Origin of the sequence: Haloarcula rubripromontorii (assembly GCF_001280425.1) — an archaeon.
GTDB lineage: Archaea > Halobacteriota > Halobacteria > Halobacteriales > Haloarculaceae > Haloarcula > Haloarcula rubripromontorii.
Window position 1 is genome coordinate 93808 of sequence record NZ_LIUF01000004.1, and the last position, 20647, is coordinate 114454.

A 20647-nucleotide genomic window follows, 5' to 3' on the forward strand; every position below is an offset into this window, starting at 1 on the left:
GAACGTACCGTGCCGAGGTTTAAATCGCTAGCGGCGAGTGAGTCGTCCGTCGACCGCCGGGGCGACATCCGTCTCGCGGACGTAGTCGGCCAGCGCTTCGTACTGGACGTCGGCGACGCTGAGCCGGTGGGACTCGGTGAGGACCGGAAACTCCAGTTCGGTGTAGTAGAGATAATTGCTCGTCGCGAGCGTGTAGGTCTCGGTATCACGCACCGGCCGCCCGTCGACACGCAGTTGCTCGACGGTTTGTGTCTCATCGTTCCAGACCAGTTCGACGCCGCTGAAATGAGCGTGCCACCAGTCCCGGTCGCCGAACGCGACCTGTTGCCCGCTTCCCTGTCGACACAGCGTCCGGAGCTCCGCGCCCGTCAGTTCAGCGACGGTCAGCGGCTCCTCGAACGGAACGACAGAAATCAGGTCGGCGACCGTCAACGCTCCATCGAGCGGAACCGTGTCGTTCCGGAGACCGCCGCTGTTCTGGAGGGCCACATCTGCGTCCGTCGCCCATCGGTACGCGTCCGCGACGAGGTTGCCGAGCCGACACTCGCCGCCGTAGGTGGTCGCCTGCCGCCGGTCGATAGGCTCGTCGACATGCCCAACAACTTCGTCCAGTCCCGCCGCGGAGAGCCTGTCCTCGATGGCTGCCGCGAGCCGGTCGTCGACAGGGCCGTCTGCGGTCTCGCGGAACTGCGCGGTCGGGTCCGGCCCGGTGAGGTCGACCTCGACAACGGCCCGGCCGTTGGCTCCGGGTCTGGTGAGCAGCGTCCCGGCGACGCGGTCGATACGGCGCTCGTGGACGTGCCCGCCGAGAATTACATCAACGTCGCAGGTGCGGGCCAGTTTCTCATCAGTCCGCCCCAGATGTGAGAGCACTACAACAACCTCCGCCCCGGAATCCCGAAGCGCTGTGGCCGCCTCACTGACGGCCTCGACAGGGTCGGTGAACGTCAGCGTCGTCGCCTGTGGATTAGCCGAAGCCGTGTCCGGATTGGTGACGCCGACGAAGCCGACCTGCATCCCGTCGACGGTCCGAATCGCCTGCGGCCGGGTCAGCCGTCGGGCGAACCGCTCGCCGTCCTGTTCGACGTTCGCAGTCAGCCACGTCTGTGGCGACCGTGCGATAATCTCCCGCGTCGCGTCGAGCCCGTGGTCGAAGTCGTGGTTACCCAGCGTCTCGAACGCTGGCGTCAGTGCGGTAAAGAGGTCGAGCGACTGCTCGCCGTCGGTGACCAGCGACAGCACCCCCGGACCGGTGTTGTCCCCGGTGCCGACCACCAGCGCATCAGCGCCATCAGCCGCGGCCACTGTCCCTGCGAATCGACCGATTCGATCGGGTGTGTCGTACGCTTTTTCGACGTCAGAGTATTGAATCAGCCGGGGACTCACACCCACAGTGCAGGGGAAGCAGTCACTAATGGTTTCCGCAGTGATTTAGCCGCTGGCCTGTCATGACTACCTATGGACGCACTCGACGGCCCCGACGGGGAGACACTGTACGTCGACCGCAGCGACGGCGACATCGGCACGAAAGGCGCGTTTTACGTCGTTTACCGCGACGCCGACCGCGACCGTCGCTGGGGCTACTTCTGTAGCAACTGCGAGACGTTCAACAACGCGATGGACTCGATGGGGCGCATCCGCTGTAACGACTGCTCGAACCTCCGCAAGGCCGAGGAGTGGGACGCCGCCCACGAGTGACGGCGGAACCCGGGCGACCGAATCGTTTTGTCTCATACCCACTTCGGTGAGTCGGATGGTCGCTCAGAGGACCGTTCCTCCGACAGTCCCGAACCACGCGCTCAGTTCAGCCGCCGTCTGTCCCGGTGAACTGTCAGCTATGTGGCTAGTGGGAACGTTTATGCGATAGCCAATGGTACTGCCTCTCAGATGGGGGCCGTTACCACATCACTCGACGAGCAGGCCCGGTCGATATTCGACGACCTCGGATACACCGTGTCGCGCACTGGCACCGAACTGCGAGCGGAACACGACTGGCGCGTCGTCACAGTCTCAGTACTCGGCTCGCAGGACCCAATACCAGAGAGCGGTGATCTGCGCTGTTTCGTCACACGTACTGGCGAGGCAACACACCTCAGCCGCCGTCTCAATCGGCTGGACGTGTCATATGACTGGGCCGTCATTGAGATCACCGAGGACGGCGACTACGAAGTGGTCCGTCACCCCGATGACATAGCCACGTCGTCTGACGCCAACACTTAGGAGTCTCTCCGTTCACCATCCGGCGTGCAAGTCGGTGTCATCAATCGAGCGCTCGAACAGCTAGTCACGAACATCGTCGACGCACTCCCGCGGCTTATAACCGCATTCGTCTTTCTCGCCATCGCTGCAGTAGGCATCAAGGCAATCATGTTCGTCGTCCAGGCCGTTCTGAAGCGGTCGTTACCCGGCGAATCGCCCGTGTACCGACAGTTTCTGTCGGTGATCGTACTCGTGTTTCTGTGGTTCGGCGTGGCGCTAGCGTTCCTCTCTATCGTCGGCCTGACGGCCATCGCCGCATCTCTCGGAACGGCGACCGGATTCCTCGCACTTGGGGTCTCGTACGCGCTCTCGGAGATGATCAAGGATGCCGTTGCCGGCGTCTACCTCCTCCGAGACCCCGACTTCAACCCCGGCGACACGGTCAAAGCCGGCGACACCACCGGGGAGGTGGCTGCCATCGAACTCCGAAAGACGCGGTTCCGTGTCGACGGTGACACCGTCGTCAGAGCCAACGCTGCCATCGAAGAACGCTGGACGAAAGTCCGCTCCGAGTCCTGAGCGCGGGGGAAGAGCCGCGCTACCGGTTCACACGAGGTGTTTAAGCCTCTCGCCATCATATTCGGTGTATGTTCGTCGGGCACGCGCTGTTTGCGTTCGCCCTCGGAGCCCTTGCCGCGTGGTGGCTTGGACTCTCCCGCGAGCGGGCGGTCCAGTTGGGCGTCGTGGCCGGCCTGTTCGCCGCGGCTCCCGACGTCGACATCGTCTACGCCCCCTTTGGGCTACTCGTCGGGGCTGCCGAGAACCTGACGGCGGACGGCTTCTGGGAGACCGCGAACGTCGTCCACCGCGGCCCGACGCACTCGCTTGTACTGGGTGCAGCACTCGCCGCCGCGGCCGGCCTCTGGGCAAGTAACTCACGGACTGGCCGAGCCATCGCACTGTCCATCGGCGTCGCACTGACTGCGCTCACGGGCACACTCAGCGGCCCAGTCGCAGGGCTCGTAATGCTCGTGTTCGTCGTCGCCGTGCTTGGGGTCGCCACAGTCGCACAGTCCCGCGATATCAGTCCCCGGACGGTGACCGGACTGGCGCTACTGGGACTGCTTACCCACCCGTTCGGTGATCTCTTCACCGGCGGCCCGCCGCCGTTCCTGTACCCCTTCGACGTGACGCTCGTCGCCGAGCGGGTGATACTCCACCCCGACCCGACGACGCATCTCCTGGCGGCGTTCGCTATCGAACTCGCGACGGTCTGGCTCGCCGTGTGGACGTACGTCCACCTCCGCGGATACACGCTGACAGAACTCGTCCGTCCCCGGGCAGCGCTGGGGATCGGCTACGGCGCAGCCGTCCTGTTCCTGCCCGCACCGACGCTGGAAAAGTCGGCACAGTTCGTGTTCAGCGTCCTCGCGCTGGGCGTCGTCGGCGCACCGACTCGGCCCTTCAGTGACGGTGTCGACTGGCTGGAGACAGTGGTGACGGGGCTGGCGGCAGTGACCATCGCTGCGCTCGCGTATGCCATGGCGTATGGGGCTGTCTGAAACAGGCCCCGCCGCCGATATCGGTCGATAGGGTTTTTCCGGTCCGGACTCACCAGACAATATGAGCCGAGACGTGGCGCGGTTGCTCCGGGACAGGCGCGTCAACGCCCTCGCGGCGTGGTGCATCGTCGCTATGCTGGCGGCCGTTTCGCTGACCAGTGCTGTTCAGGCCGACCTGCTGTGGGCTGGGTTCGCGGCCGCCGTCGCGGCGCTGGCGCTGTTTCCACCGGTCCTGCTCCGGAACCGGGATGCCATGCTCCCTTGGGAAATCCTCTTGCTGGCGGCACTGCCCGTCGTCGGTCGCCTGTTTGCGACGCTCTCGATGACTGGTAATCTCGCGACCTACCTCTCGGTCGCCGCCATCGCGCTCATTCTCGCCGTCGAACTCCAGCTCTTTACGCCCGTCCGGATGACGCCCCGGTTCGCTATCGTCTTCGTCGCTATCACCACGATGGCTACCGCCGGCGTCTGGGCCGTCGTCCGCTGGGTAGCCGACCAGTTTCTCGGGACCACTTTCATCCTCGATCCGACGGTATCCGAACACGTCATCGAGGAAGCGGTGATGTGGGAGTTCGTCGCGTCGACTATCGCCGGCATCGGTGCTGGCGTGGTTTTCGCGTACTACGTCCGTCGGCAGGCCGGGACCAGCCGCGTCCCCGAGGAGGTCCAGCCGGACGTATGAGAGTCCGTGACCGCTTCAGCATCAGCACGACGACACAGCAACGGCTCTCGCGAAGCCTGTCACTCGCACTCATCGGCCTACTTGCGGTCGGGATCGAGCGAGGCAACGTCGGTATCATCGTCAATTCGGGCGTGGCCATCCTCGTCACACAACTGCCGGCGCTGCTGGAACGGGACTACGGCATCGCGCTCGACCCAGCATTGACTCTGTGGATCACCGCAGCGGCGTTCTTCCACGCACTCGGGACTGTTGGTCTCCCGGGGGCCGAAGAGAACTTCTATGTCACCATCTGGTGGTGGGACCACTTCACCCACGCCCTCTCGTCGTCGGTCGTCGCGGCGGTCGGGTACACGACGGTTCGCGCGCTCGACGAACACACCGACGAAATCTCGATTCCCCCGCGGTTCATGTTCGTGTTTCTCCTCCTGTTCGTGATGGCATTCGGCGTCTTCTGGGAGGTGATCGAGTTCTCGATTAGCCTCGCCGCGTCGGCGACCGGGAACGACACGATTCTGACACAGTTCGGGCTCAGCGACACGATGCTCGATCTCGTTTTCGATGGTATCGGCGCTATTATTGTGGCTATCTGGGGGACCGCACACCTGACCGACGCGGTCGGTCACGTCGAGGCACTGTTGAACCGCCAGTCTCAGTGACCTGTCCGTACTTTTATCACATCGCTGTGTGAACAAATAGCACGCAGATGGTTTTCAAAAAGATCACGCTCATCGGGACCAGTTCGGAAAGCTTCGATAAAGCCGCCGACGACGCCATCGAGCGCGCGGAGGCGACACTGGACAATCTCAAATGGGTCGAAGTGGAGGAACTCGGCGTCGAAATCGCCAGCGTCGAAGGTCGCGAGTACCAGGCCGAGGTGGTCGTGGCGTTCGAACTCGAAGAGTAGCTACGTCCGGAAGGACTCGCCACAACCGCATTCGCTGACCACGTTCGGATTCTGGACGTGGAACCCGGCCCCTTGCAGGCCGCCCTCATAGTCGAGTACTGACCCTTCGATGTAGTCGATGCTGGCGTCGTCGACGAACACGCGCAGTCCGTTGCGCTCGAACACTTCATCGTCGTCTTCAGGCTCGTGTTCGAACCGCATCCCGTAGGAGAGGCCGGCACAGCCGCCCTGCTGGACGTACAGGCGGAGCCCGGATTCTTCGACATCCATGCCCTCGCTTTCGAGAAGGTCCAGTGCCTCTCCCGCTGCCTGCTCGGTGACGGCTACGTCCTCGCCCCCCAGGTTCGGATCGCCGTCGTCCGCTGTGCTGCTCATACACTTACGTGGACGCCCGAACGTGTTAACAGTGACGCCGACGGAAGCGGTCGGAGGCGACCGACCGGACCGCTGGGAGAACCGCGCTACTCCTCGAACCGTTTGCGGACGCTCTCGGCGTGTGCCTCCAGCCCCTCGGCTTCGGCGAGCGTCGTAATCGTGTCCGCGATGTCGTCCAGCGAGTCCTCGGAGAGGCGCTGGACCGTCGTCGACCGGACGAACGTGTCCACGGAGAGGCCGCCGGTGACCCGTGCGCTGCCGCCGGTCGGCAGGACGTGGTTCGTCCCAGTCGCGTAATCGCCGGCCGCAACAGGGCTGTACGGGCCGAGGAACACGGACCCGGCGGAGGGAATCCGTTCGAGAAGTGATTCGTCGTCGCCGGCCTGAATCGAGAGGTGTTCGGCGGCGTACTCCTCGGCGAAGAGGACGGCCTCGCTCATCGAGCGTGCGAGGAGGACGCCGGAGGCGTCGTTGTCCAGCGCGGCGCGGATGACGGCCTCGCGCTCCCGACCGTCGGCCTGCTCGTCGACGGCCTCGACGACCTGCTCGGCGAGGTTTTCGTCGTCGGTGACGGCAACGACGGAGGCGTTCTCGTCGTGTTCGGCCTGTGCGACGAGGTCTGCGGCGACCAGGTCCGGGTCCGCGTCGCCGTCGGCGACGATCATGATTTCGGAGGGGCCGGCGAGGAAGTCGATGGCAACGTCGCCGCGGACCTCGGCTTTCGCCGCCGTGACCCAGCGGTTGCCGGGGCCAACGACGATGTCGGTCGCGCTGACGGTTTCAGTCCCGTAGGCAAGCGCCGCGATAGCCTGTGCGCCGCCGACCTGGTAGACGGCGTCGGCCCCGGCGACGTGGATGGCGGCCAGCGTGACGGGATTGACCTCGTCGGCTGGCGGGGTGGCAACAGCAACGTGTTCGACGCCGGCGACCTTCGCCGGGATGACGCCCATCAGCGCGCTGGAAGGGTAGGCCGCCGTGCCGCCGGGCGCATACACACCAGCGCTATCGAGCGGCCGGTACCGACGACCGAGTTCCCGTCCGTCGAAATCGTCTCGCCAGTCTTCGGGGACCTGTCGCTCGTGGAACGCGCGGATGTTCGCCGCGGCGTCCTCGATGGCCTCGCGCACGTCGTCGTCGATTTCCTCGTAGGCTCGCTCGGCGGCGTCCGTAATGTCGATGTTGCCCACCGAGACATCGTCGAACTCCTCGGCGAACCGCCGCAGCGCCACGTCACCCTCCTCATGGACCTGCGAGACAATATCGCGGACATCGTCTCTGACGGCGTCGACACCGGCGTCGCGGTCGAAGAAGGCGGCCCGTTCGTCTGGACCCAAGTCGGCTATCGGCCGTACGTTCATACGCCTGATTCGGGACGGGGCAAAAAACGGGTTTCCCTTCGTCGGCCGGCAACGGCAATACAGCGGAGTGCAGGAGCAATGCACTGTAGCCGTCGAGCGGCAGATGCTCCGGAGCAGAAGCGTCCCGAGGACGAGGAGCAGGCGCGGTACATTGACTGACTGCCGGTCGCTCCCTCGTCACCGTTTTCCGGCACTCGGGCCTACACCAGGTATGGATTCAGTCGACGACCATCGTCGCCGGACGACCGACCTGCCCCCAGCGACGACCGAGTATTTCGCGCCGGAGCTATCGACTATTGAGAGCTATCTGGAGACGGTCCCGCCAACTATCGACACAGCGACCGGCGATGCCGCAGTCGGTCCGATACACGGCCTCCCGTGGTTCTACGTGGCCGACCTGACCGGCTGGCGCGGCAGCACGCTCGCCCGACTGCTGGCCGCAGAGCGGGACGCTGACTGCTATGAGGTCTCAGCTGGCGCTGCGGACGCGCTCCCGTCTCTCTGGTCGCTCATCGACGAGAGCGGGGACAGCCCCGTCGTGCTCCACCTAGACCTTCAGGGTGAGGGCGGGCGGATTGTACGCACGCTTCGGGAGGCGCTCCGGCGCGGCTATGAGTACAGTCCCGACGGCTGGGACGAACCCGTGAGCGGTGAGCCGGCAAACCTCCACGTCATGTTCACCGACACCAACCCCTCGAAGCGCCTATCCGTGCCACTGCCCGCCGCGACGACGCCAACCACCGGCGCTGTCCTCTCGTATGCGCCCCGCCGGAGTATGCTCCCGGAACGGCCCGACGGGACGACCGCGCTTCCGGACCCGCCAGCGCTCCACGACCGCGAGGCCGAACTTGAGCAGTTCCTGCTGGCTGCGCTGGCTGAACGCGGTAGCGACGACGCCAGACAGCAGTACGTCGACAACGCTGTCGACATCCTGTCGATAACCCACTCGCTCATTGGGAAGCGCGACCTGCTGTTCGACGTGTCACCGCGGCTGGCGCTGAAATACGGGTCGCTCTTGGACAATCTCTCGGTCGGTGCGGCGACGGAGCGACTCGGACGGGACGTACTCGGGCAGGTGCCACAGAGTCCTGGGAGCGAGGACATTAGGGCGACGTTGCAGGATCTGTTGCCGAAATAGGTGACCGAGAAAGCGGTTGTACCGGCGTTCGGGCGCACTCAGTTCGCGTCGCTGACGATTTTGATGACCGCTCCCTCCTCCAGCTCCGTCTCGTCGCTGATACGCCGGTTCTCGCGGGCGTCGACGGCGTGGATGTAGCCGTCACCGATGTCGGAGTGGACGGCGTAGGCGAGGTCCTTGGGCGTCGCGCCCCGGCGCAGCAGGAACGCGTCGGGGAGGACGTTCTCCTGCCCGTCTGTCCAGTGCGTTTCGTTCTGGACGGGGTAGGCCGTCAGGTGGTCCAGCAGGTCGTAGACGGCAGTGTCGAGCGCGCCCTGCACGCCGGTGCCGCCGTACTCCTCCATGACGCCGCGGATGCGGTTCAGCCCCTCCCGTTGCTGGTCGCTCACCTCGCCGACGATATCGAAGTCCGGGTCGCCCGGGTCGTAATCGATGACCCCCGCTTTCGCGGCGTTTCGCAACGCGAGTTCGCCGTCAGCCGTCGCGGGTACGACCACGTCGGCGGCGTCCTGCAGGGCCTCGATGTTCCCTTCCGGGGCGATGTCGGCCTTGTTCGCGACGACGACGAGCGGCTTCGTCCGCTGGCGAATCTCCGTCGCCAGCGCCTCGCGGTGCTCGTCGGTCCAGGCGATGGGGTCCTCGGGATACTCCAGGTCTCGCAGCGTCCGCGCCACGTCGAGTTCCGAGGCTCCGACGCCGGCCAGCATATCAACGAGCGACTCGTCGAGTTTGAAGTCCGGCGAGCGTGACTGCCGTTCGATGGACTCCCAGTTGCGCTCGACGATGCTTGCGAGCCACAGGTCCATCTCCTCCTCGATGAAATGAACGTCCTCGACGGGGTCGTGCTCGCCGACCTCGACGGGTTCGCCCTCGGCGTCAGTTCCGCCTGAGGCGTCGACGACGTTGAGGATCACGTCGGCGGTCGACAGCTCGTCGAGGAACTGGTTCCCGAGGCCGCGACCCTCGTGTGCGCCGGGGACGAGGCCGGCCACGTCGATGAGCTCCACCGGAACGTAGCGTTTGCCGTCCCGGCAGTTGTCGTCACCACAGCGTTCATCGCGGTCGAGACAGGGACACTCCGTCCGGACGTGGCTGACCCCGCGGTTGGCGTCGATGGTCGTGAAGGGGTAGTTCCCCACGTCCACGTCGGCCATCGTCGCCGCCTTGTAGAAGGTAGACTTGCCGGCGTTCGGTTTGCCGGCCAGCGCGATAGAGAGCATGCCAGGGCCTACCAGTGGCCACCGAAAGGGGGTTTCGGTTCGGCCCTACAGGCCGACCCACTCGCCGCGCTCGTCGCTTTGCTCGATAGCATCGAGGACCCGCTGTGCGGCGAGTCCGTCGGCGAAGGACGGCTTCTGGTCGCCGCCCTCAACGACGGCCGAGAGGAACTCGTAGTTCTCGTGGACGAACGTGTGCTCCCAGCCGATAACGTGGCCGGGTGGCCACCAGTGGTCGACGTACGGGTCGTCGGCGTCCGTGACCAGCACCTGCTGGAAGCCGCGGTCGCCCTCGGTGAGCACCTCCAGTTCGTTCAGGCGTTCGAGGTCGAACTTTATCGCGCCCTTCGACCCCTCGATTTCGATGGTGTGGGCGTTCTTGTGGCCGTTGGCGACCCGCGACGCTTCCAGCGTTCCCATCGCCCCGCTGTCGAACTCAATCTGAGCGCTGTAGGCGTCGTCGACGGTCACCGGGCGCGTCTCGTCGCTCCCCTCGACGGGGCGTTCCTCGGTGAACGTCCGGAGATGGCCGCTCACCTCCGTTATCTCGCCGGCGGCGTCGCCGAGCAGGAACCGGGCCAGGTCGACCGTATGGGAGCCGAGGTCGCCCAGCGCCCCGCTACCGGCCATCTCCTCGTCGTTGCGCCAGGACCACGGCGCGTCCGGGTCGACCAGCCAGTCCTGGAGGTACTGCCCGCGGAAGTGGTGAATCTCGCCGAGCGCGCCGTCGTCGATGAGTCCCTTCGCGTACTGGATTGCCGGGACGAAGCGGTAGTTGAACGCCGCGCCCGCGGGCACGCCGGCGTCGGCGGCCGCCTCGGCCATCTCTTCGGCCGTGTCGAGCGTGGGCGCGAGCGGTTTCTCACAGAACGTGGGCGTGCCGGCCTCCAGTGCCGTGATGGACGGCTCGGCGTGGACGTGGTTCGGGCCGAGGTTGTAGAACACGTCCACCTCGTCGACGACGTCCTGCCAGTCGGTCGCCGTCCGGTCGAAGCCGAGTCGGTCGGCCGCGTCGGCCAGCGCGTCGGCGTCGCGGCCGACGAGGACGTCCTTGTTGACGGCCGGCGCTTCGGGGAAGAACATGGGCAGGCGGTCCAGCGCGTTCGCGTGGGCCTTGCCCATGAACCGGTAGCCGAGCATGCCGATGTCGAGGGTCATACCCGGCTGTTCACTCGGGGCTGAAATAACGCTCATGGTGACGGCAGGGCGGCGGGCCGCTGCGAGGGAAAAGACAAAACGGGATGCGAGCGATGACCCTGCATGGCCACTGAAACGACCGTTCGTATTGAGGATATCATGTCGACGCCCTTAGAGACGATTTCTGCCGACGAAACCGTCAAAGCGGCCGCAACGCAGATGCAGGCCCAGAACATCAACGGCATCTTCGTTCCCGGGGCGCAAGCGGGGATCATCACGACCACCGACATTGTCGACGCCGTCGCGGCCGGGAAGGATCTCTCGTCAGCGACTGTGGGCGACGTGATGACCTCGCCGGTCGAGCGGGTGACGACCTCGCTCGAACTGGGCGAGGCCGCCGCGATGATGACGACCTACGACATCAAACACCTCCCGGTCATCGACGAGCATCAGGACTACGTCGGCATGGTGTCCTCGACGGATATCACGCAGGCGCTCTCCTAAAACGGATATTCTCCGGCGGCTATTCAGATGAAGTCGTCCAGACCGGACGCGTCGCCGTCGTTGTCACCCGTTCCGGGCAACGCGTCGGCGATAGCCGAGGTGAACGAGTCGAGACCGCGCGTCTGATACCAGACCGTTCCGGGACCGGTGAAGTCCATCACGAGGCCCTCGCCGCTGAGTAGCGTCGACTTGAGGCCGCCAACACGGTGGGCGTCGAAGTCGACCGACTCCTCCCAGGCGACGACGTGGTCGTTGTCGATGGTGTAGGACTCGCCGGCGTCGAGTTCGACGGTCTCCAGCCCGCCGAAGGCCTCGATAAGGACGTTCCCGGTCCCTTTCAGCGCCAGCGGCGTGATGCTCGCGCCGGCCAGCAGCGACTGGATGCCGCCGAACTCCGAGTCGATGTCGATGTTGGGATCGGCCGCGAGAAACGCCCCGTCGACGGCGTACAGCGTCTCACCGGTGAGTTCGTGGTGGTGAACGTCGCCGGGCGTCGGCGGGGCGAGGGTGACGGTGCCGGAACCTCCCGTGGCAGTGAACTCATTAGCGAGCAGCGATTCGCCACCCAGCATCGACTTCGCGGAGCTAAGAAGGCCGTCCCGGCTGGTTGTGGTTTCGATTTCGATCGTCGGCGAGTGGCTGACCATCGCGCCGGGTTCGGCGAGTATCGACTCGCCGCTGTCGAGGGCGGCGCGGACGTGCGTGTACGAGGGCTTGTGTGTGAGTTCGATATCCATAGAGTGTCACTGGATACGGGAATCCGGTCGTAATATCTCACAGACACTATATAAGCGTACGTGCCGGGAAAGCCGCGTCGCTCGTTGTACCGGTCACTCGGCCCAGTAGGCGTCGCCGGGCCGAGTCTCAAAGACAGCGCGGTCGAGTACGTCGACCGCTTTCTCCAGCCCCTCACGTGCGCTAGTGAGCGAGTCCTCGTGTTCGATAGAGAGCGCGCCGTCGTAGCCGACCATCCGCAGCGTCGACACCACGTCCTTCCAGTGGGATTCGTCGTGGCCGTAGCCGATAGAGCGGAACAGCCACGATCGGTCCGCTTCGTCCGTGTACGGCGCGGTGTCCAGCACGCCCTTCTCCCGAGCGTTGGACTCGTACACCTTCGTATCCTTGGCGTGGACGTGATGGATGGCGTCGTGGTCGCCCAGCAGGCGGATGGCCTCGGTCACGTCGATGCCCTGCCAGTACAGATGCGACGGGTCGAAGTTCGCGCCGATGCGGTCGTTCGTCCGGCGGCGCAACTCAAGCAGGCCGCGCGGTTCGTACACCAGCATGTTGGGATGCATCTCGATAGCGACATCCACATCGTGTGCGCCCGCGTGAGCCGCGAGGTCCGACCAGTACTCGTCGGCGACGCGCCACTGGTACTCGTGGGCGTCGGCGTGCTCGGTCGGCCACGGGGCCGTAATCCAGTTCGGGACCTCGTCGTCGGGGCCGCCAGCGGGCAGCCCGGAAAACCCCGTGACGGTGTTGACGTCGAGCTGGTCGGCCAGCCGAATCGCCGCCCGGAGTTCCCGGTCGGCCTCGGCGGCGCGCTCATCGTCGGGATGGAGTGGATTGTTGTGTGTCGCCAGCGCGCTCACGTAGAGGTCGTGTTCGTCAAGGAGCGCCTGCAGTTCGGCCTGTTTCTCTTCCTCGTCGAGATACGCCTGCCGGTCGAGGTGGTCGTCACCGGGGAAGCCGCCACACCCCAGTTCGACCGCATCGACGCCCAGGTCGCTGAGATACGCCAGCGCCTCGTCGAGTGACTGTCCGCCCAGAGGAACCGTCAGTACGCCGATATCCATACCCAGCGATACAGCCGGTGTCAAAAAAAGCGTACTGCCGACGCTCTGGTCACACTGTCCGGCTAGCATGCGATACAGACCAGAAAGAATACCGAGGAGACAGGTCGGCGTAAAGGATTAACGCCGGGAGTGCGGTGGTACTGTCATGATTGTGGCCGTACTCGGAACCGGACAGCGGGGGCGGGATATCGCACAGCGGTGTGTCCGTGCGGGCCACGAAGTGCGTCTTCGGGGAACGGATGCGACGGACGTGATGGACCGAGTCGACGAGATTCGGCGGGCACTAACCGAGGATGTCTCGGCCAGTATCGACGGAACCACCGGACTCGAAAGTGCCGTCAGCGGCAGCGACATCAGCATCGACGTAACCGATGGCGGGAGGGACAGCCACCGAGAAGTGGTCGCCGAAGCGGAGACGATGGTCGAGGAGGAGACGCTCATTGCCGTCAGCGACACGTCACTGTCAGTGACTGCCGTCGCAACTGGCCTGCGGAGTCCGGACCGGGCGGTCGGTCTCAATCTTGTTGCCCCGCCGGACGGCGCTATCGTCGAGGTCGTCATCGCCGAACAAACGACAGCGGCGACCCGCGACCGAGTCACTGACTTCGTCGAGAGCCTGGACGCCTCGCCGATCGTCGTCCGCGACACACCGGGGTTTGCCGCGCTCCGACTCGAACTCGCGACTATCGCCGAAGCGATCCGGATGGTCGAGGACGGCGTCGCCGGCGTTCGTGATATCGACCGGACGTTCGAGCGTGGCGGCTCGGATCGTGACGGACCGCTCGTTCGCGCTGACCGGCACGGACTGGAAACGGTGTTGACGGCCCTAGAAGACCTCGCCGAGCGGCTCGACGAGCGGTTCGAGCCGCCGGCGCTGCTGCGTCAAAAGCTCGCGGATGGGCAACGCGGTGCAGTCTCCGGCGAAGGATTCTACGTCTGGGAAGACGGCGAGCCTACGACCGGAGCCGCCCCGGACCCGGACGTACCAACGCGAGACAGCGACCCTGATCTCAGATGAGCACGCAGGAGGACACCCCGGCCGAACAGGAAAGAGAGGACGACGAGTTCGCGACCCTGTTCGACGAGCTACAGGAGCTAGAACAGCTTGTCGACTCCGAACACGAGCGCCAGCAGGTCCGGGACGCGATGCGCGCGGCCGCGGACTCACAGGACCACGAGCCTGCGACCTTCGGACGGGTCGTTTGGGGCTTCGGACGGTCCGACCTCGCGGAGGCGTTGCTGGGCTCGCTGTTGTTCGGGATACCCATGGCTGTCGAGGGCGGGACAGTCGACGCCGGCCGCCACATCGCCCAGCATCCGCTGTATCTCGCGGCGACTGTCATCATCGCCATCGGGCTGGTCATCTCGATTCTGTACGTGGCCGACTTTCAGGACGTGCGGGTGGCGAACCCGATTTTCGGGCTGATTCCCCGGCGACTCGTCGGCGTCACCGGAACGGCGCTGGTCGTCTCCGTCGCCCTGCTTACGGGCTGGGGGCTGGTCGAGTGGTCGGCGGACCCCGCAGTCGTCTACGAATCGGCCTGCATCTGTGCCGTGGCGTTCGTTCCGATGGCGATCGGCGCGGCGCTCGGGGACATTCTGCCCGGGAACTAGGGCCATGGCAGGCTCTCGCGGTGGCGGTCGCGTTTGGCAATCGTTAAAAGCCGCGGTCGGATACGGGGAGGTATGAGCGAGAGCCAACAGAAACAGGCGCGCAAGTGCGTCTCGTGTGGCATCAACATCGCCGGCACGAACGCCGCCGCGTTCAAGTGCCCGGACTGTGGCCAGCAGATCTACCGCTGTGCCACCTGCCGGAAGCAGAGCAACCTCTACAAATGCCCGGACTGCGGCTTCATGGGGCCATAACAATGGGGAAAGTAGCAGCCAAAATCAAAGTCATGCCGGAGAGTCCGGAAGTCGACCTCGACGACCTGCAGGAGCGTCTCGAGGGTGTGCTTCCCGAAGGAACGAAGATCAATGGATTCGAGCGCGAGGACGTCGCCTTCGGCCTCGTCGCGCTGACGCCGACGGTCATCGTCCCCGACGACACTGGCGGCACGGAAGCCGTCGAAGAGGCCTTCGCGAACGTCGATGATGTCGAGTCGGTCTCCGTCGAGAGCACCGGTCGCCTGTAATCGACTCGCCGCCGTCGTTTTCTACTTGGACCCGTAGCGACTGCAAGAGCGTGACCAGCGACAGTCGCGGAACGCACGTTTTATTAGGGCGACCGGATTAGCGAGGAGCAAGAATGCCTAGTTCAAACGGACCCCTCGAAGGAACGCGAGACAAGCTCAAGAACAAGCCCCGCGACCGCGGCACCTCGCCGCCACAGCGCGCCGTCGAAGAGTTCGACGACGGCGAGAAGGTCCACCTCAAAATCGACCCGTCCGTGCCCAACGGGCGCTTCCACCCACGATTCGACGGTCAGACCGGGACCGTCAAAGGGACGCAGGGTGACGCGTACAAGGTCGACATCGTCGACGGTGGCAAGGAAAAGACCATCATCGTCACCGCTGCGCACCTGCGCCGGCAAGAATGACGATATTTAAAGAGAAAGTCAGCGAGGAGTTCCTGACGGTCGCGGAGACCAAGGAGATACTCGAAGACCTCGAGATGGAGCGGGCGGCCGAGGAGGACCGCGAGATGCGCTACGAGCTCAAGCGAGCCATCGAGCACGTCAACCGGTTTGCCCTCCTCGACCCCGAGGAGTCGCTGCAACTGGTCGAAGAGCTCGAAGAGCTTGAGAAGGTCGACACGCCGACGGCCTACAAGATCGCGAACCTGCGACCGCTGGACCGCGATGAGCTTCGGGCCGTGTTCGCCCAGGAGCGATACACGCTTGACGGTGACGAACTCGACGAGATTCTCAACATCGTCAAGCAGTACGCATAACGAGGGACTCGTCAGTTCGGTTCTTCGCCGTTCTCTCTACGTTCACGGATGAGTAGCCATGCGAACAGTATTCGGTTCCTGCTGCGCCAGACTGACATGAAGGGAGCGACGGCGTCCCGTGAAGCGGTTCGGGGCATCCACCGGCATTAAGTATGCTGTACTCGTACTACCTGACATGACTGAATCGGAGAGCGGCGGCGACACTATGATGGCAGCTGTCCTCGATGTGCTCCCGCACGGACGGCCAGGAGACGACCGGCCGCAGCACCAGAAGGAGCCGCTCGCGTACGCGCTCGACATCGATGAGTTCTATATTTACGAGTTGCAGCTTGCGGATAAGGACGCTGACATCGCCTTTGGTGACCGCGTTGACTTGACGGAGTTCGGCCGCGTGACGGAAGTCGAGTTCGAGGACATCCCCAGCGGCGCCCGTTCGGAACTCGACTACGCCGTCGAAGAAGTCGTCGAGGCAAACGAGCAGCGGTTCGTCGACTTCTACAACGACGCGCAGCCGATCACACTGCGGCTCCACCAGCTGAACCTCCTGCCGGGTATCGGGAAGAAGCTCCGGAACACGATTCTCGACGAGCGAAAGCGAAAGCCCTTCGAGAGCTTCGAGGACCTCGAAGAGCGCGTTAGCGGTCTCCACAGCCCGAAGGAGACGCTTGTCGAGCGGATACTCGAGGAGCTACAGGACGATGACCTGAAGTACCGGCTGTTCGTCCGGCGGGAAGAGCAGTCCTCGTAAGGCGACCCTTTTCTACCGCGACCCGCTACGGCCCGCTAATGACCACGACCGAGACAGGGAGTCGGGACCCCGACGCACTCGTCCGGCGGGCCGGGAAACGGGCCGACACCCGGCAGGACCAGCACTTCCTCGTCGACGACCGGGTGCTGGACCGGATTCCCGAGTACGCGACCGACGCGGCCATCGACACCTCGCACGTGCTGGAAATCGGTGCTGGCCCGGGCGCACTGACGGACCGTTTGCTCGCGACGGCCGAGCGCGTGACCGCAATCGAACGCGACCCGGACTTTGCGGCCCACCTCCGCGAGGAGTTCGCCGAGGAAGTCGCGGCGGACCGGCTCACTATCGTCGAGGGCGACGCACTCGAAGTTGACTTGCCGGAATTCACCGCCAGCATCTCGAATCTGCCCTACGGCGCGTCCTCGGAAATCGCCTTTCGACTCCTGCCGGAGCAGCGCCCGCTCCTGTTGATGTTCCAGCAGGAGTTCGCCGAGCGGATGGCCGCCGAGCCCGCGACAGACGATTACGGCCGGCTGTCGGTCACGGCGGGCCACTACGCCGACGTAGAGGTCGTCGAGACGGTGCCGCCGGAGGCGTTCGACCCACAGCCCCGGGTCACGAGCGCGCTCGTCCGAACGACGCCGCGACAACCCGACTACACCGTTCCCAGCGACGACTTCTTCCTGGACTTCCTGAAGGCGGTGTTCACCCAGCGACGGAAGACGATGCGCAACGCCGTCCGCAACACGGCCCACATCTCCGGGCTGGGCGACCCCGACGCGGTTGTCGAGGCCGCCGACGAGGACCTCATGAGCGCCCGCGCCGGGAAGCTCACGCCGGCCGATTTCGCCACGCTGGCGACACTGGCGTACGAGGTCGGCGAGCCGGAGGCCTGAGATGGGCGAGGAGCCGAGCGACGCGGCCGACGCTGGCGGGGGCGACGACTCCGGCGACCGTCCCTCGCTGGCCGACCAGCGCGGCGTGGAATCGGTGTACCAGCCCGCTGAGGACTCGGACCTGCTGGCCCGGACAGCCCGCAAACGAGTCGATGCAGGCGATACCGTCCTCGACGTGGGGACGGGCTCCGGCTACGTCGCGGCGACGCTCGCCGACGCCGGCGCGCGGGCGGTCGGGGTCGACGTGAGCCCGCTCGCGTGTCAGGAGGCCGCCGACAACGGCGTCACCGTCGTTCGTGGCGACCTTGTTGAACCGTTCCGTGCAGACGCCTTCGACCTCGTGGCGTTCAATCCCCCGTATCTGCCGACGCCGCCCGAACAGGAGTGGGACGACTGGATGGAACACGCACTGTCGGGGGGCGAGGACGGCCGCCGGCTCGTCGACCCGTTCCTCGAAACTGTCGAGCGCGTGCTGGCCCCGGGCGGCGAGGCACTCATGCTCGTCAGCAGTCTCACGGATCCGGACGCGGTGCGGGCGTACGCGAGCGAACACGGGCTGGCGAGCGAGCAGCTTGCGAGTGAGAACCATCCGTATGAAGCGCTCGTCGTCCTGCGGTTCTACCGCGACTGATTACTACCGTGCATTTAATCGAATAGGAAATATTAAAGCCCGTCATTTCATAGCCCAGAGCAATGACACAGGTAATCGCCACGACCCCTGGGCTCTTTCCGCTCCCGGACTGGGCCAAGGACGAACTGGCAGATCTGAAAGGCCATCAGAAGACCGACCTCATCTCGGGCGACGAGTCCGGCGAGGTCGTTGCGGCCTACGACGAAGCCCGCGAGGAAGTCATCGGCGTCCAGCAGGACGCCGGCCTTGACCGCGTTGTCGAAGGTCAGTTCCGCTGGGACGACATGCTCGCGCACCCGCTCGCGGTCCACGACAACGTGGAGACGAAAGGCATCGTCCGCTACTACGACAACAACAACTTCTATCGGGAGCCGGTCGTGCAGGGCGACCTTGGCGCGGACGGCGGCGACGTGGCCGCGGACCTCGGTGCGGCCGCCGACTTCGTCGACGAGGGACTGCAGGCGGTCCTCCCCGGGCCGTACTCGCTTGCGGACCTCGCTACCGACGAGCACTACGGTGACAGCGCCGACTTCCTCGACGCCATCGCCGACTTCCTCGTTGAAGAAGTGAAGTCCTTCCCGGATGTCGAGACGCTGTTCCTGCTTGAACCGTCGCTGGTCGAGAACACGCCCGAGGACGGCGAGGACGAACGCGCCGCCGAGGCGATCGACGCCGTGGCCTCGGCCGCCGACGCCGAAGTCGTCGCACACACCTACTGGGGCGCAATCGAGGAGAAGGCCTACGCGCACCTGATGGATGCCGACGTCGACGCCATCGGCTTCGACCTCGTGGCGAACCACGACCAGACCGTCTACAACGTTCAGGAGTACGGCACCAAAGACGACGTGGCGCTTGGCGTCGTCGACGGGCAGAACACGCTCGTCGAGTCCCCCGAGACCATCCGCGACCGTATCGACTGGTTCGAACAGCAGACCAACACCGCCTATGACACCGTCTACGCGACGGCGAACACGGAGACGTTCTACCTCCCGGTGAACAAGTTCGAAGACAAGCTCGAAGCACTCGCAAACGCCGCGGACCTGGAGGCGGCGGAGGCATAACCCATGACAGGACCACGTGACCAGTTCAAACCGGCGGACCACCCGAACGACCACTTCCTGCTGACGACCGTCGTCGGCTCCTACCCCAAGCCCAAGTGGCACGACCGTGCCCGCGAGCTGTTCGAGGACGAGGACGCCGACTTCGGCGAAGACGAGTGGGAAGAATCGAAAGACGACGCCTCCCGGCTCATCACCCACGAGCACGAGCGAGCGGGCCTGGATGTCATCTGCGACGGCGAGATGCGCCGCAACGAGATGGTGGAGTACTTCGCCCACCGCATCGACGGCTACGAGTTCAACGGCCGCGTGAAGGTGTGGGGCCACAACTACTTCGACAAGCCGAGCGTCGCCGACGAGGTCGAGTACGGCGAGCAGTGGCTCGTCAAGGAGTTCGAGTTTACCGACGAGGTGGCCGAGCGGCCGGTCAAAGTCCCGATTACGGGGCCGTACACGCTCGCCAACTGGTCGTTCAACGAGGTGTACGACAGCGAGGAGCAACTGGCCTACGAGCTGGCTGACCTCGTCAACGAGGAGATTGAGGCGCTGGTCGAGGCCGGTGCCCGCTACATCCAGATCGACGAGCCGGCACTGGCCACGACGCCGGACGACCACGCTATCGTCGGCGAGTGTCTAGAACGCATCGTCGATGAGATTCCGGACGACGTGCGTCTGGGCCTGCACGTCTGTTACGGTGACTACTCGCGTATCTATCCCGAGATTCTGGACTACCCGGTCCACGAGTACGACCTCGAACTGGCCAACGGCGACTACGACCAGCTCGACGTGTTCAAAGACCACGAGTTCACGAAGGACTTCGCCATGGGCGTCGTCGACGCCCACGTCGCCGAGGTCGAGTCTGTCGAGGAAATCAAGGAGAACATCAAGAAGGGTCTGGAGGTCGTGCCGCCGGAGCGGCTCACCGTCTCGCCGGACTGCGGCGTGAAACTCCTGCCGCGCGAGGTCGCCTACGGCAAGATGGAGAACATGGTGCAGGCCGCCCGCGAAATCGAAGAAGAGCTGGACGCCGGCGAGATCGATGTTGTCGCGAGTGGTGCGGAAGCGCACGCAGACGACTGAATCGACGAGAAGGATCGACCACGAGTTGGCAACCGTTTTTGTAGCGGACGAGTAGCGAGTACCCGAACACAGCGGGGAGACTCTCGGATTTCGGTATGACTGACCGTATTTTCGACGAAGGTTGGCCACGATTTCGGCAGCTATCGAAGTCTCTCGGGCGCACCGCACCCGGATCCGGCAAATGTCGCAGACAGGGGCAGCGGGTATCCGGGTCTGGGATCAGACAAAACCTGTGGCATCGCTGGCTAGCGGTGTCTCGAACAGGCAATCACGGGCCTGCCTGAACACAAAAGCTCCCGACATGCAACCGTTAAGTTTCTTATGAATCCTCGAATCCATCAGCTAAACTGGAAGCTATTTGCCGGTAGTTTGTTCGACAATTATCGAAACTAACATCGACCTAAGAGGAATATTATTGTCGCTATACTAATAATATAAGGGCCTTCTCCATTCAGGTAAATATTCTA

At 64.6% G+C, this 20647-nt stretch carries 27 protein-coding genes; 20 read left to right on the forward strand and 7 right to left on the reverse strand.

Annotation, left to right across the window (positions count from 1 at the left end):
* Window positions 1-27: 27 nt before the first annotated feature.
* A complete protein-coding gene (locus AMS69_RS12825) occupies window positions 28-1386 on the reverse strand; it encodes a bifunctional metallophosphatase/5'-nucleotidase (RefSeq protein ID WP_053968472.1) in 1359 nt (452 codons plus the stop codon).
* A gap of 72 nt (window positions 1387-1458) precedes the next feature.
* Here AMS69_RS12825 and AMS69_RS12830 point away from each other — a divergent pair, with 72 nt between their 5' ends.
* The 7 genes from AMS69_RS12830 to AMS69_RS12860 all read left to right on the forward strand — a co-directional run bounded on the left by AMS69_RS12830 (window position 1459) and on the right by AMS69_RS12860 (window position 5347).
* Window positions 1459-1698 (forward strand): DUF5816 domain-containing protein, encoded by a 240-nt coding sequence (locus AMS69_RS12830; protein WP_053968473.1) that lies wholly within the window; start codon window positions 1459-1461, stop codon window positions 1696-1698.
* A gap of 189 nt (window positions 1699-1887) precedes the next feature.
* Window positions 1888-2220, forward strand: coding sequence for a DUF7116 family protein (locus tag AMS69_RS12835; RefSeq protein WP_053968474.1), 333 nt, complete (start codon window positions 1888-1890; stop codon window positions 2218-2220).
* Between the two features lie 24 nt (window positions 2221-2244).
* Window positions 2245-2778 carry a mechanosensitive ion channel domain-containing protein gene (locus AMS69_RS12840; RefSeq protein ID WP_053968475.1) on the forward strand — a complete coding sequence of 178 codons (534 nt, stop codon included), beginning with the start codon at window positions 2245-2247 and terminating at the stop codon, window positions 2776-2778.
* 68 nt (window positions 2779-2846) lie between these two features.
* On the forward strand, window positions 2847-3761 hold the full coding sequence (locus tag AMS69_RS12845; protein ID WP_053968476.1) for a metal-dependent hydrolase: 915 nt from the start codon (window positions 2847-2849) through the stop codon (window positions 3759-3761).
* Window positions 3762-3822: 61 nt separating this feature from the next.
* Window positions 3823-4443: a hypothetical protein gene (locus tag AMS69_RS12850; RefSeq protein WP_053968477.1), complete on the forward strand. Its 621-nt coding sequence runs from the start codon at window positions 3823-3825 to the stop codon at window positions 4441-4443.
* Entirely contained in the window at window positions 4440-5099 is a 660-nt protein-coding gene (locus AMS69_RS12855) for a hypothetical protein (RefSeq protein WP_053968478.1), read from the forward strand. The genes AMS69_RS12850 and AMS69_RS12855 overlap by 4 nt, the downstream gene beginning before the upstream one ends.
* A 47-nt stretch (window positions 5100-5146) precedes the next feature.
* Window positions 5147-5347 (forward strand): dodecin, encoded by a 201-nt coding sequence (locus tag AMS69_RS12860; RefSeq protein ID WP_004516608.1) that lies wholly within the window; start codon window positions 5147-5149, stop codon window positions 5345-5347.
* On the opposite strand, the gene AMS69_RS12865 is transcribed toward AMS69_RS12860, so the two are convergent.
* Window positions 5348-5722 carry a HesB/IscA family protein gene (locus tag AMS69_RS12865; protein ID WP_053968479.1) on the reverse strand — a complete coding sequence of 125 codons (375 nt, stop codon included), beginning with the start codon at window positions 5720-5722 and terminating at the stop codon, window positions 5348-5350.
* Window positions 5723-5808: 86 nt separating this feature from the next.
* Complete coding sequence (gene hisD, locus AMS69_RS12870; protein ID WP_053968480.1) at window positions 5809-7080, reverse strand: histidinol dehydrogenase; 1272 nt, start codon at window positions 7078-7080, stop codon at window positions 5809-5811.
* A 211-nt stretch (window positions 7081-7291) separates the two neighbouring features.
* Here hisD and AMS69_RS12875 point away from each other — a divergent pair, with 211 nt between their 5' ends.
* Complete coding sequence (locus AMS69_RS12875) at window positions 7292-8218, forward strand: hypothetical protein (RefSeq protein ID WP_053968481.1); 927 nt, start codon at window positions 7292-7294, stop codon at window positions 8216-8218.
* A 38-nt stretch (window positions 8219-8256) separates the two neighbouring features.
* Here AMS69_RS12875 and AMS69_RS12880 read toward each other — a convergent pair whose 3' ends face one another.
* Entirely contained in the window at window positions 8257-9438 is a 1182-nt protein-coding gene (locus AMS69_RS12880; RefSeq protein WP_053968482.1) for a redox-regulated ATPase YchF, read from the reverse strand.
* A gap of 45 nt (window positions 9439-9483) precedes the next feature.
* Window positions 9484-10593, reverse strand: coding sequence for a Gfo/Idh/MocA family protein (locus AMS69_RS12885; protein WP_053968483.1), 1110 nt, complete (start codon window positions 10591-10593; stop codon window positions 9484-9486).
* 102 nt (window positions 10594-10695) lie between these two features.
* Between AMS69_RS12885 and AMS69_RS12890 the strand changes: the two genes are divergently transcribed.
* A complete protein-coding gene (locus AMS69_RS12890) occupies window positions 10696-11076 on the forward strand; it encodes a CBS domain-containing protein (RefSeq protein WP_053968484.1) in 381 nt (126 codons plus the stop codon).
* Between the two features lie 23 nt (window positions 11077-11099).
* On the opposite strand, the gene AMS69_RS12895 is transcribed toward AMS69_RS12890, so the two are convergent.
* Both AMS69_RS12895 and AMS69_RS12900 read right to left on the reverse strand, forming a co-directional pair.
* On the reverse strand, window positions 11100-11813 hold the full coding sequence (locus AMS69_RS12895; RefSeq protein WP_053968485.1) for a TIGR00266 family protein: 714 nt from the start codon (window positions 11811-11813) through the stop codon (window positions 11100-11102).
* A gap of 93 nt (window positions 11814-11906) precedes the next feature.
* Window positions 11907-12875, reverse strand: coding sequence for a sugar phosphate isomerase/epimerase family protein (locus tag AMS69_RS12900; protein WP_053968486.1), 969 nt, complete (start codon window positions 12873-12875; stop codon window positions 11907-11909).
* A 145-nt stretch (window positions 12876-13020) separates the two neighbouring features.
* Between AMS69_RS12900 and AMS69_RS12905 the strand changes: the two genes are divergently transcribed.
* The 11 genes from AMS69_RS12905 to AMS69_RS12955 all read left to right on the forward strand — a co-directional run bounded on the left by AMS69_RS12905 (window position 13021) and on the right by AMS69_RS12955 (window position 20180).
* Complete coding sequence (locus tag AMS69_RS12905; protein WP_053968487.1) at window positions 13021-13893, forward strand: 3-hydroxyacyl-CoA dehydrogenase family protein; 873 nt, start codon at window positions 13021-13023, stop codon at window positions 13891-13893.
* Window positions 13890-14489: a hypothetical protein gene (locus AMS69_RS12910; protein ID WP_053968488.1), complete on the forward strand. Its 600-nt coding sequence runs from the start codon at window positions 13890-13892 to the stop codon at window positions 14487-14489. The genes AMS69_RS12905 and AMS69_RS12910 overlap by 4 nt, the downstream gene beginning before the upstream one ends.
* Window positions 14490-14561: 72 nt before the next feature.
* Window positions 14562-14741: an HVO_2753 family zinc finger protein gene (locus AMS69_RS12915; RefSeq protein WP_004516620.1), complete on the forward strand. Its 180-nt coding sequence runs from the start codon at window positions 14562-14564 to the stop codon at window positions 14739-14741.
* A 2-nt stretch (window positions 14742-14743) separates the two neighbouring features.
* The gene (locus AMS69_RS12920) at window positions 14744-15010 is read left to right on the forward strand and encodes an elongation factor 1-beta (protein WP_004593354.1); all 267 of its coding nucleotides are present in this window, start codon (window positions 14744-14746) and stop codon (window positions 15008-15010) included.
* 113 nt (window positions 15011-15123) lie between these two features.
* Window positions 15124-15414, forward strand: coding sequence for a 50S ribosomal protein L21e (locus tag AMS69_RS12925; RefSeq protein WP_053968489.1), 291 nt, complete (start codon window positions 15124-15126; stop codon window positions 15412-15414).
* Entirely contained in the window at window positions 15411-15767 is a 357-nt protein-coding gene (locus AMS69_RS12930; protein ID WP_053968490.1) for an RNA polymerase Rpb4 family protein, read from the forward strand. Before AMS69_RS12925 ends, AMS69_RS12930 begins: the two co-directional genes overlap by 4 nt.
* A gap of 175 nt (window positions 15768-15942) precedes the next feature.
* Complete coding sequence (locus AMS69_RS12935; protein WP_053968491.1) at window positions 15943-16515, forward strand: DUF655 domain-containing protein; 573 nt, start codon at window positions 15943-15945, stop codon at window positions 16513-16515.
* Between the two features lie 38 nt (window positions 16516-16553).
* Complete coding sequence (locus AMS69_RS12940; protein ID WP_053968492.1) at window positions 16554-17411, forward strand: 16S ribosomal RNA methyltransferase A; 858 nt, start codon at window positions 16554-16556, stop codon at window positions 17409-17411.
* 1 nt (window position 17412) lies between these two features.
* Complete coding sequence (locus AMS69_RS12945) at window positions 17413-18042, forward strand: HemK2/MTQ2 family protein methyltransferase (protein WP_053968493.1); 630 nt, start codon at window positions 17413-17415, stop codon at window positions 18040-18042.
* Between the two features lie 62 nt (window positions 18043-18104).
* Window positions 18105-19103 (forward strand): 5-methyltetrahydropteroyltriglutamate--homocysteine methyltransferase, encoded by a 999-nt coding sequence (locus AMS69_RS12950; protein ID WP_053968494.1) that lies wholly within the window; start codon window positions 18105-18107, stop codon window positions 19101-19103.
* A 3-nt stretch (window positions 19104-19106) separates the two neighbouring features.
* A complete protein-coding gene (locus tag AMS69_RS12955; protein ID WP_053968495.1) occupies window positions 19107-20180 on the forward strand; it encodes a methionine synthase in 1074 nt (357 codons plus the stop codon).
* Window positions 20181-20647 lie beyond the last annotated feature (467 nt).

Excerpts from the sequence above, each read along its gene's own strand:
- AMS69_RS12830 (WP_053968473.1), top strand. The coding sequence starts at position 1,459 with ATGGACGCACTCGACGGCCCCGACGGGGAGACACTGTACGTCGACCGC.
- AMS69_RS12835 (WP_053968474.1), top strand. The coding sequence starts at position 1,888 with ATGGGGGCCGTTACCACATCACTCGACGAGCAGGCCCGGTCGATATTC.
- AMS69_RS12845 (WP_053968476.1), top strand. The coding sequence starts at position 2,847 with ATGTTCGTCGGGCACGCGCTGTTTGCGTTCGCCCTCGGAGCCCTTGCC.
- AMS69_RS12850 (WP_053968477.1), top strand. The coding sequence starts at position 3,823 with ATGAGCCGAGACGTGGCGCGGTTGCTCCGGGACAGGCGCGTCAACGCC.
- AMS69_RS12855 (WP_053968478.1), top strand. The coding sequence starts at position 4,440 with ATGAGAGTCCGTGACCGCTTCAGCATCAGCACGACGACACAGCAACGG.
- AMS69_RS12860 (WP_004516608.1), top strand. The coding sequence starts at position 5,147 with ATGGTTTTCAAAAAGATCACGCTCATCGGGACCAGTTCGGAAAGCTTC.
- AMS69_RS12865 (WP_053968479.1), bottom strand. The coding sequence starts at position 5,722 with ATGAGCAGCACAGCGGACGACGGCGATCCGAACCTGGGGGGCGAGGAC.
- hisD (WP_053968480.1), bottom strand. The coding sequence starts at position 7,080 with ATGAACGTACGGCCGATAGCCGACTTGGGTCCAGACGAACGGGCCGCC.
- AMS69_RS12875 (WP_053968481.1), top strand. The coding sequence starts at position 7,292 with ATGGATTCAGTCGACGACCATCGTCGCCGGACGACCGACCTGCCCCCA.
- AMS69_RS12880 (WP_053968482.1), bottom strand. The coding sequence starts at position 9,438 with ATGCTCTCTATCGCGCTGGCCGGCAAACCGAACGCCGGCAAGTCTACC.
- AMS69_RS12885 (WP_053968483.1), bottom strand. The coding sequence starts at position 10,593 with ATGACCCTCGACATCGGCATGCTCGGCTACCGGTTCATGGGCAAGGCC.
- AMS69_RS12890 (WP_053968484.1), top strand. The coding sequence starts at position 10,696 with ATGGCCACTGAAACGACCGTTCGTATTGAGGATATCATGTCGACGCCC.
- AMS69_RS12895 (WP_053968485.1), bottom strand. The coding sequence starts at position 11,813 with ATGGATATCGAACTCACACACAAGCCCTCGTACACGCACGTCCGCGCC.
- AMS69_RS12900 (WP_053968486.1), bottom strand. The coding sequence starts at position 12,875 with ATGGATATCGGCGTACTGACGGTTCCTCTGGGCGGACAGTCACTCGAC.
- AMS69_RS12905 (WP_053968487.1), top strand. The coding sequence starts at position 13,021 with ATGATTGTGGCCGTACTCGGAACCGGACAGCGGGGGCGGGATATCGCA.
- AMS69_RS12910 (WP_053968488.1), top strand. The coding sequence starts at position 13,890 with ATGAGCACGCAGGAGGACACCCCGGCCGAACAGGAAAGAGAGGACGAC.
- AMS69_RS12915 (WP_004516620.1), top strand. The coding sequence starts at position 14,562 with ATGAGCGAGAGCCAACAGAAACAGGCGCGCAAGTGCGTCTCGTGTGGC.
- AMS69_RS12920 (WP_004593354.1), top strand. The coding sequence starts at position 14,744 with ATGGGGAAAGTAGCAGCCAAAATCAAAGTCATGCCGGAGAGTCCGGAA.
- AMS69_RS12925 (WP_053968489.1), top strand. The coding sequence starts at position 15,124 with ATGCCTAGTTCAAACGGACCCCTCGAAGGAACGCGAGACAAGCTCAAG.
- AMS69_RS12930 (WP_053968490.1), top strand. The coding sequence starts at position 15,411 with ATGACGATATTTAAAGAGAAAGTCAGCGAGGAGTTCCTGACGGTCGCG.
- AMS69_RS12935 (WP_053968491.1), top strand. The coding sequence starts at position 15,943 with ATGACTGAATCGGAGAGCGGCGGCGACACTATGATGGCAGCTGTCCTC.
- AMS69_RS12940 (WP_053968492.1), top strand. The coding sequence starts at position 16,554 with ATGACCACGACCGAGACAGGGAGTCGGGACCCCGACGCACTCGTCCGG.
- AMS69_RS12945 (WP_053968493.1), top strand. The coding sequence starts at position 17,413 with ATGGGCGAGGAGCCGAGCGACGCGGCCGACGCTGGCGGGGGCGACGAC.
- AMS69_RS12950 (WP_053968494.1), top strand. The coding sequence starts at position 18,105 with ATGACACAGGTAATCGCCACGACCCCTGGGCTCTTTCCGCTCCCGGAC.
- AMS69_RS12955 (WP_053968495.1), top strand. The coding sequence starts at position 19,107 with ATGACAGGACCACGTGACCAGTTCAAACCGGCGGACCACCCGAACGAC.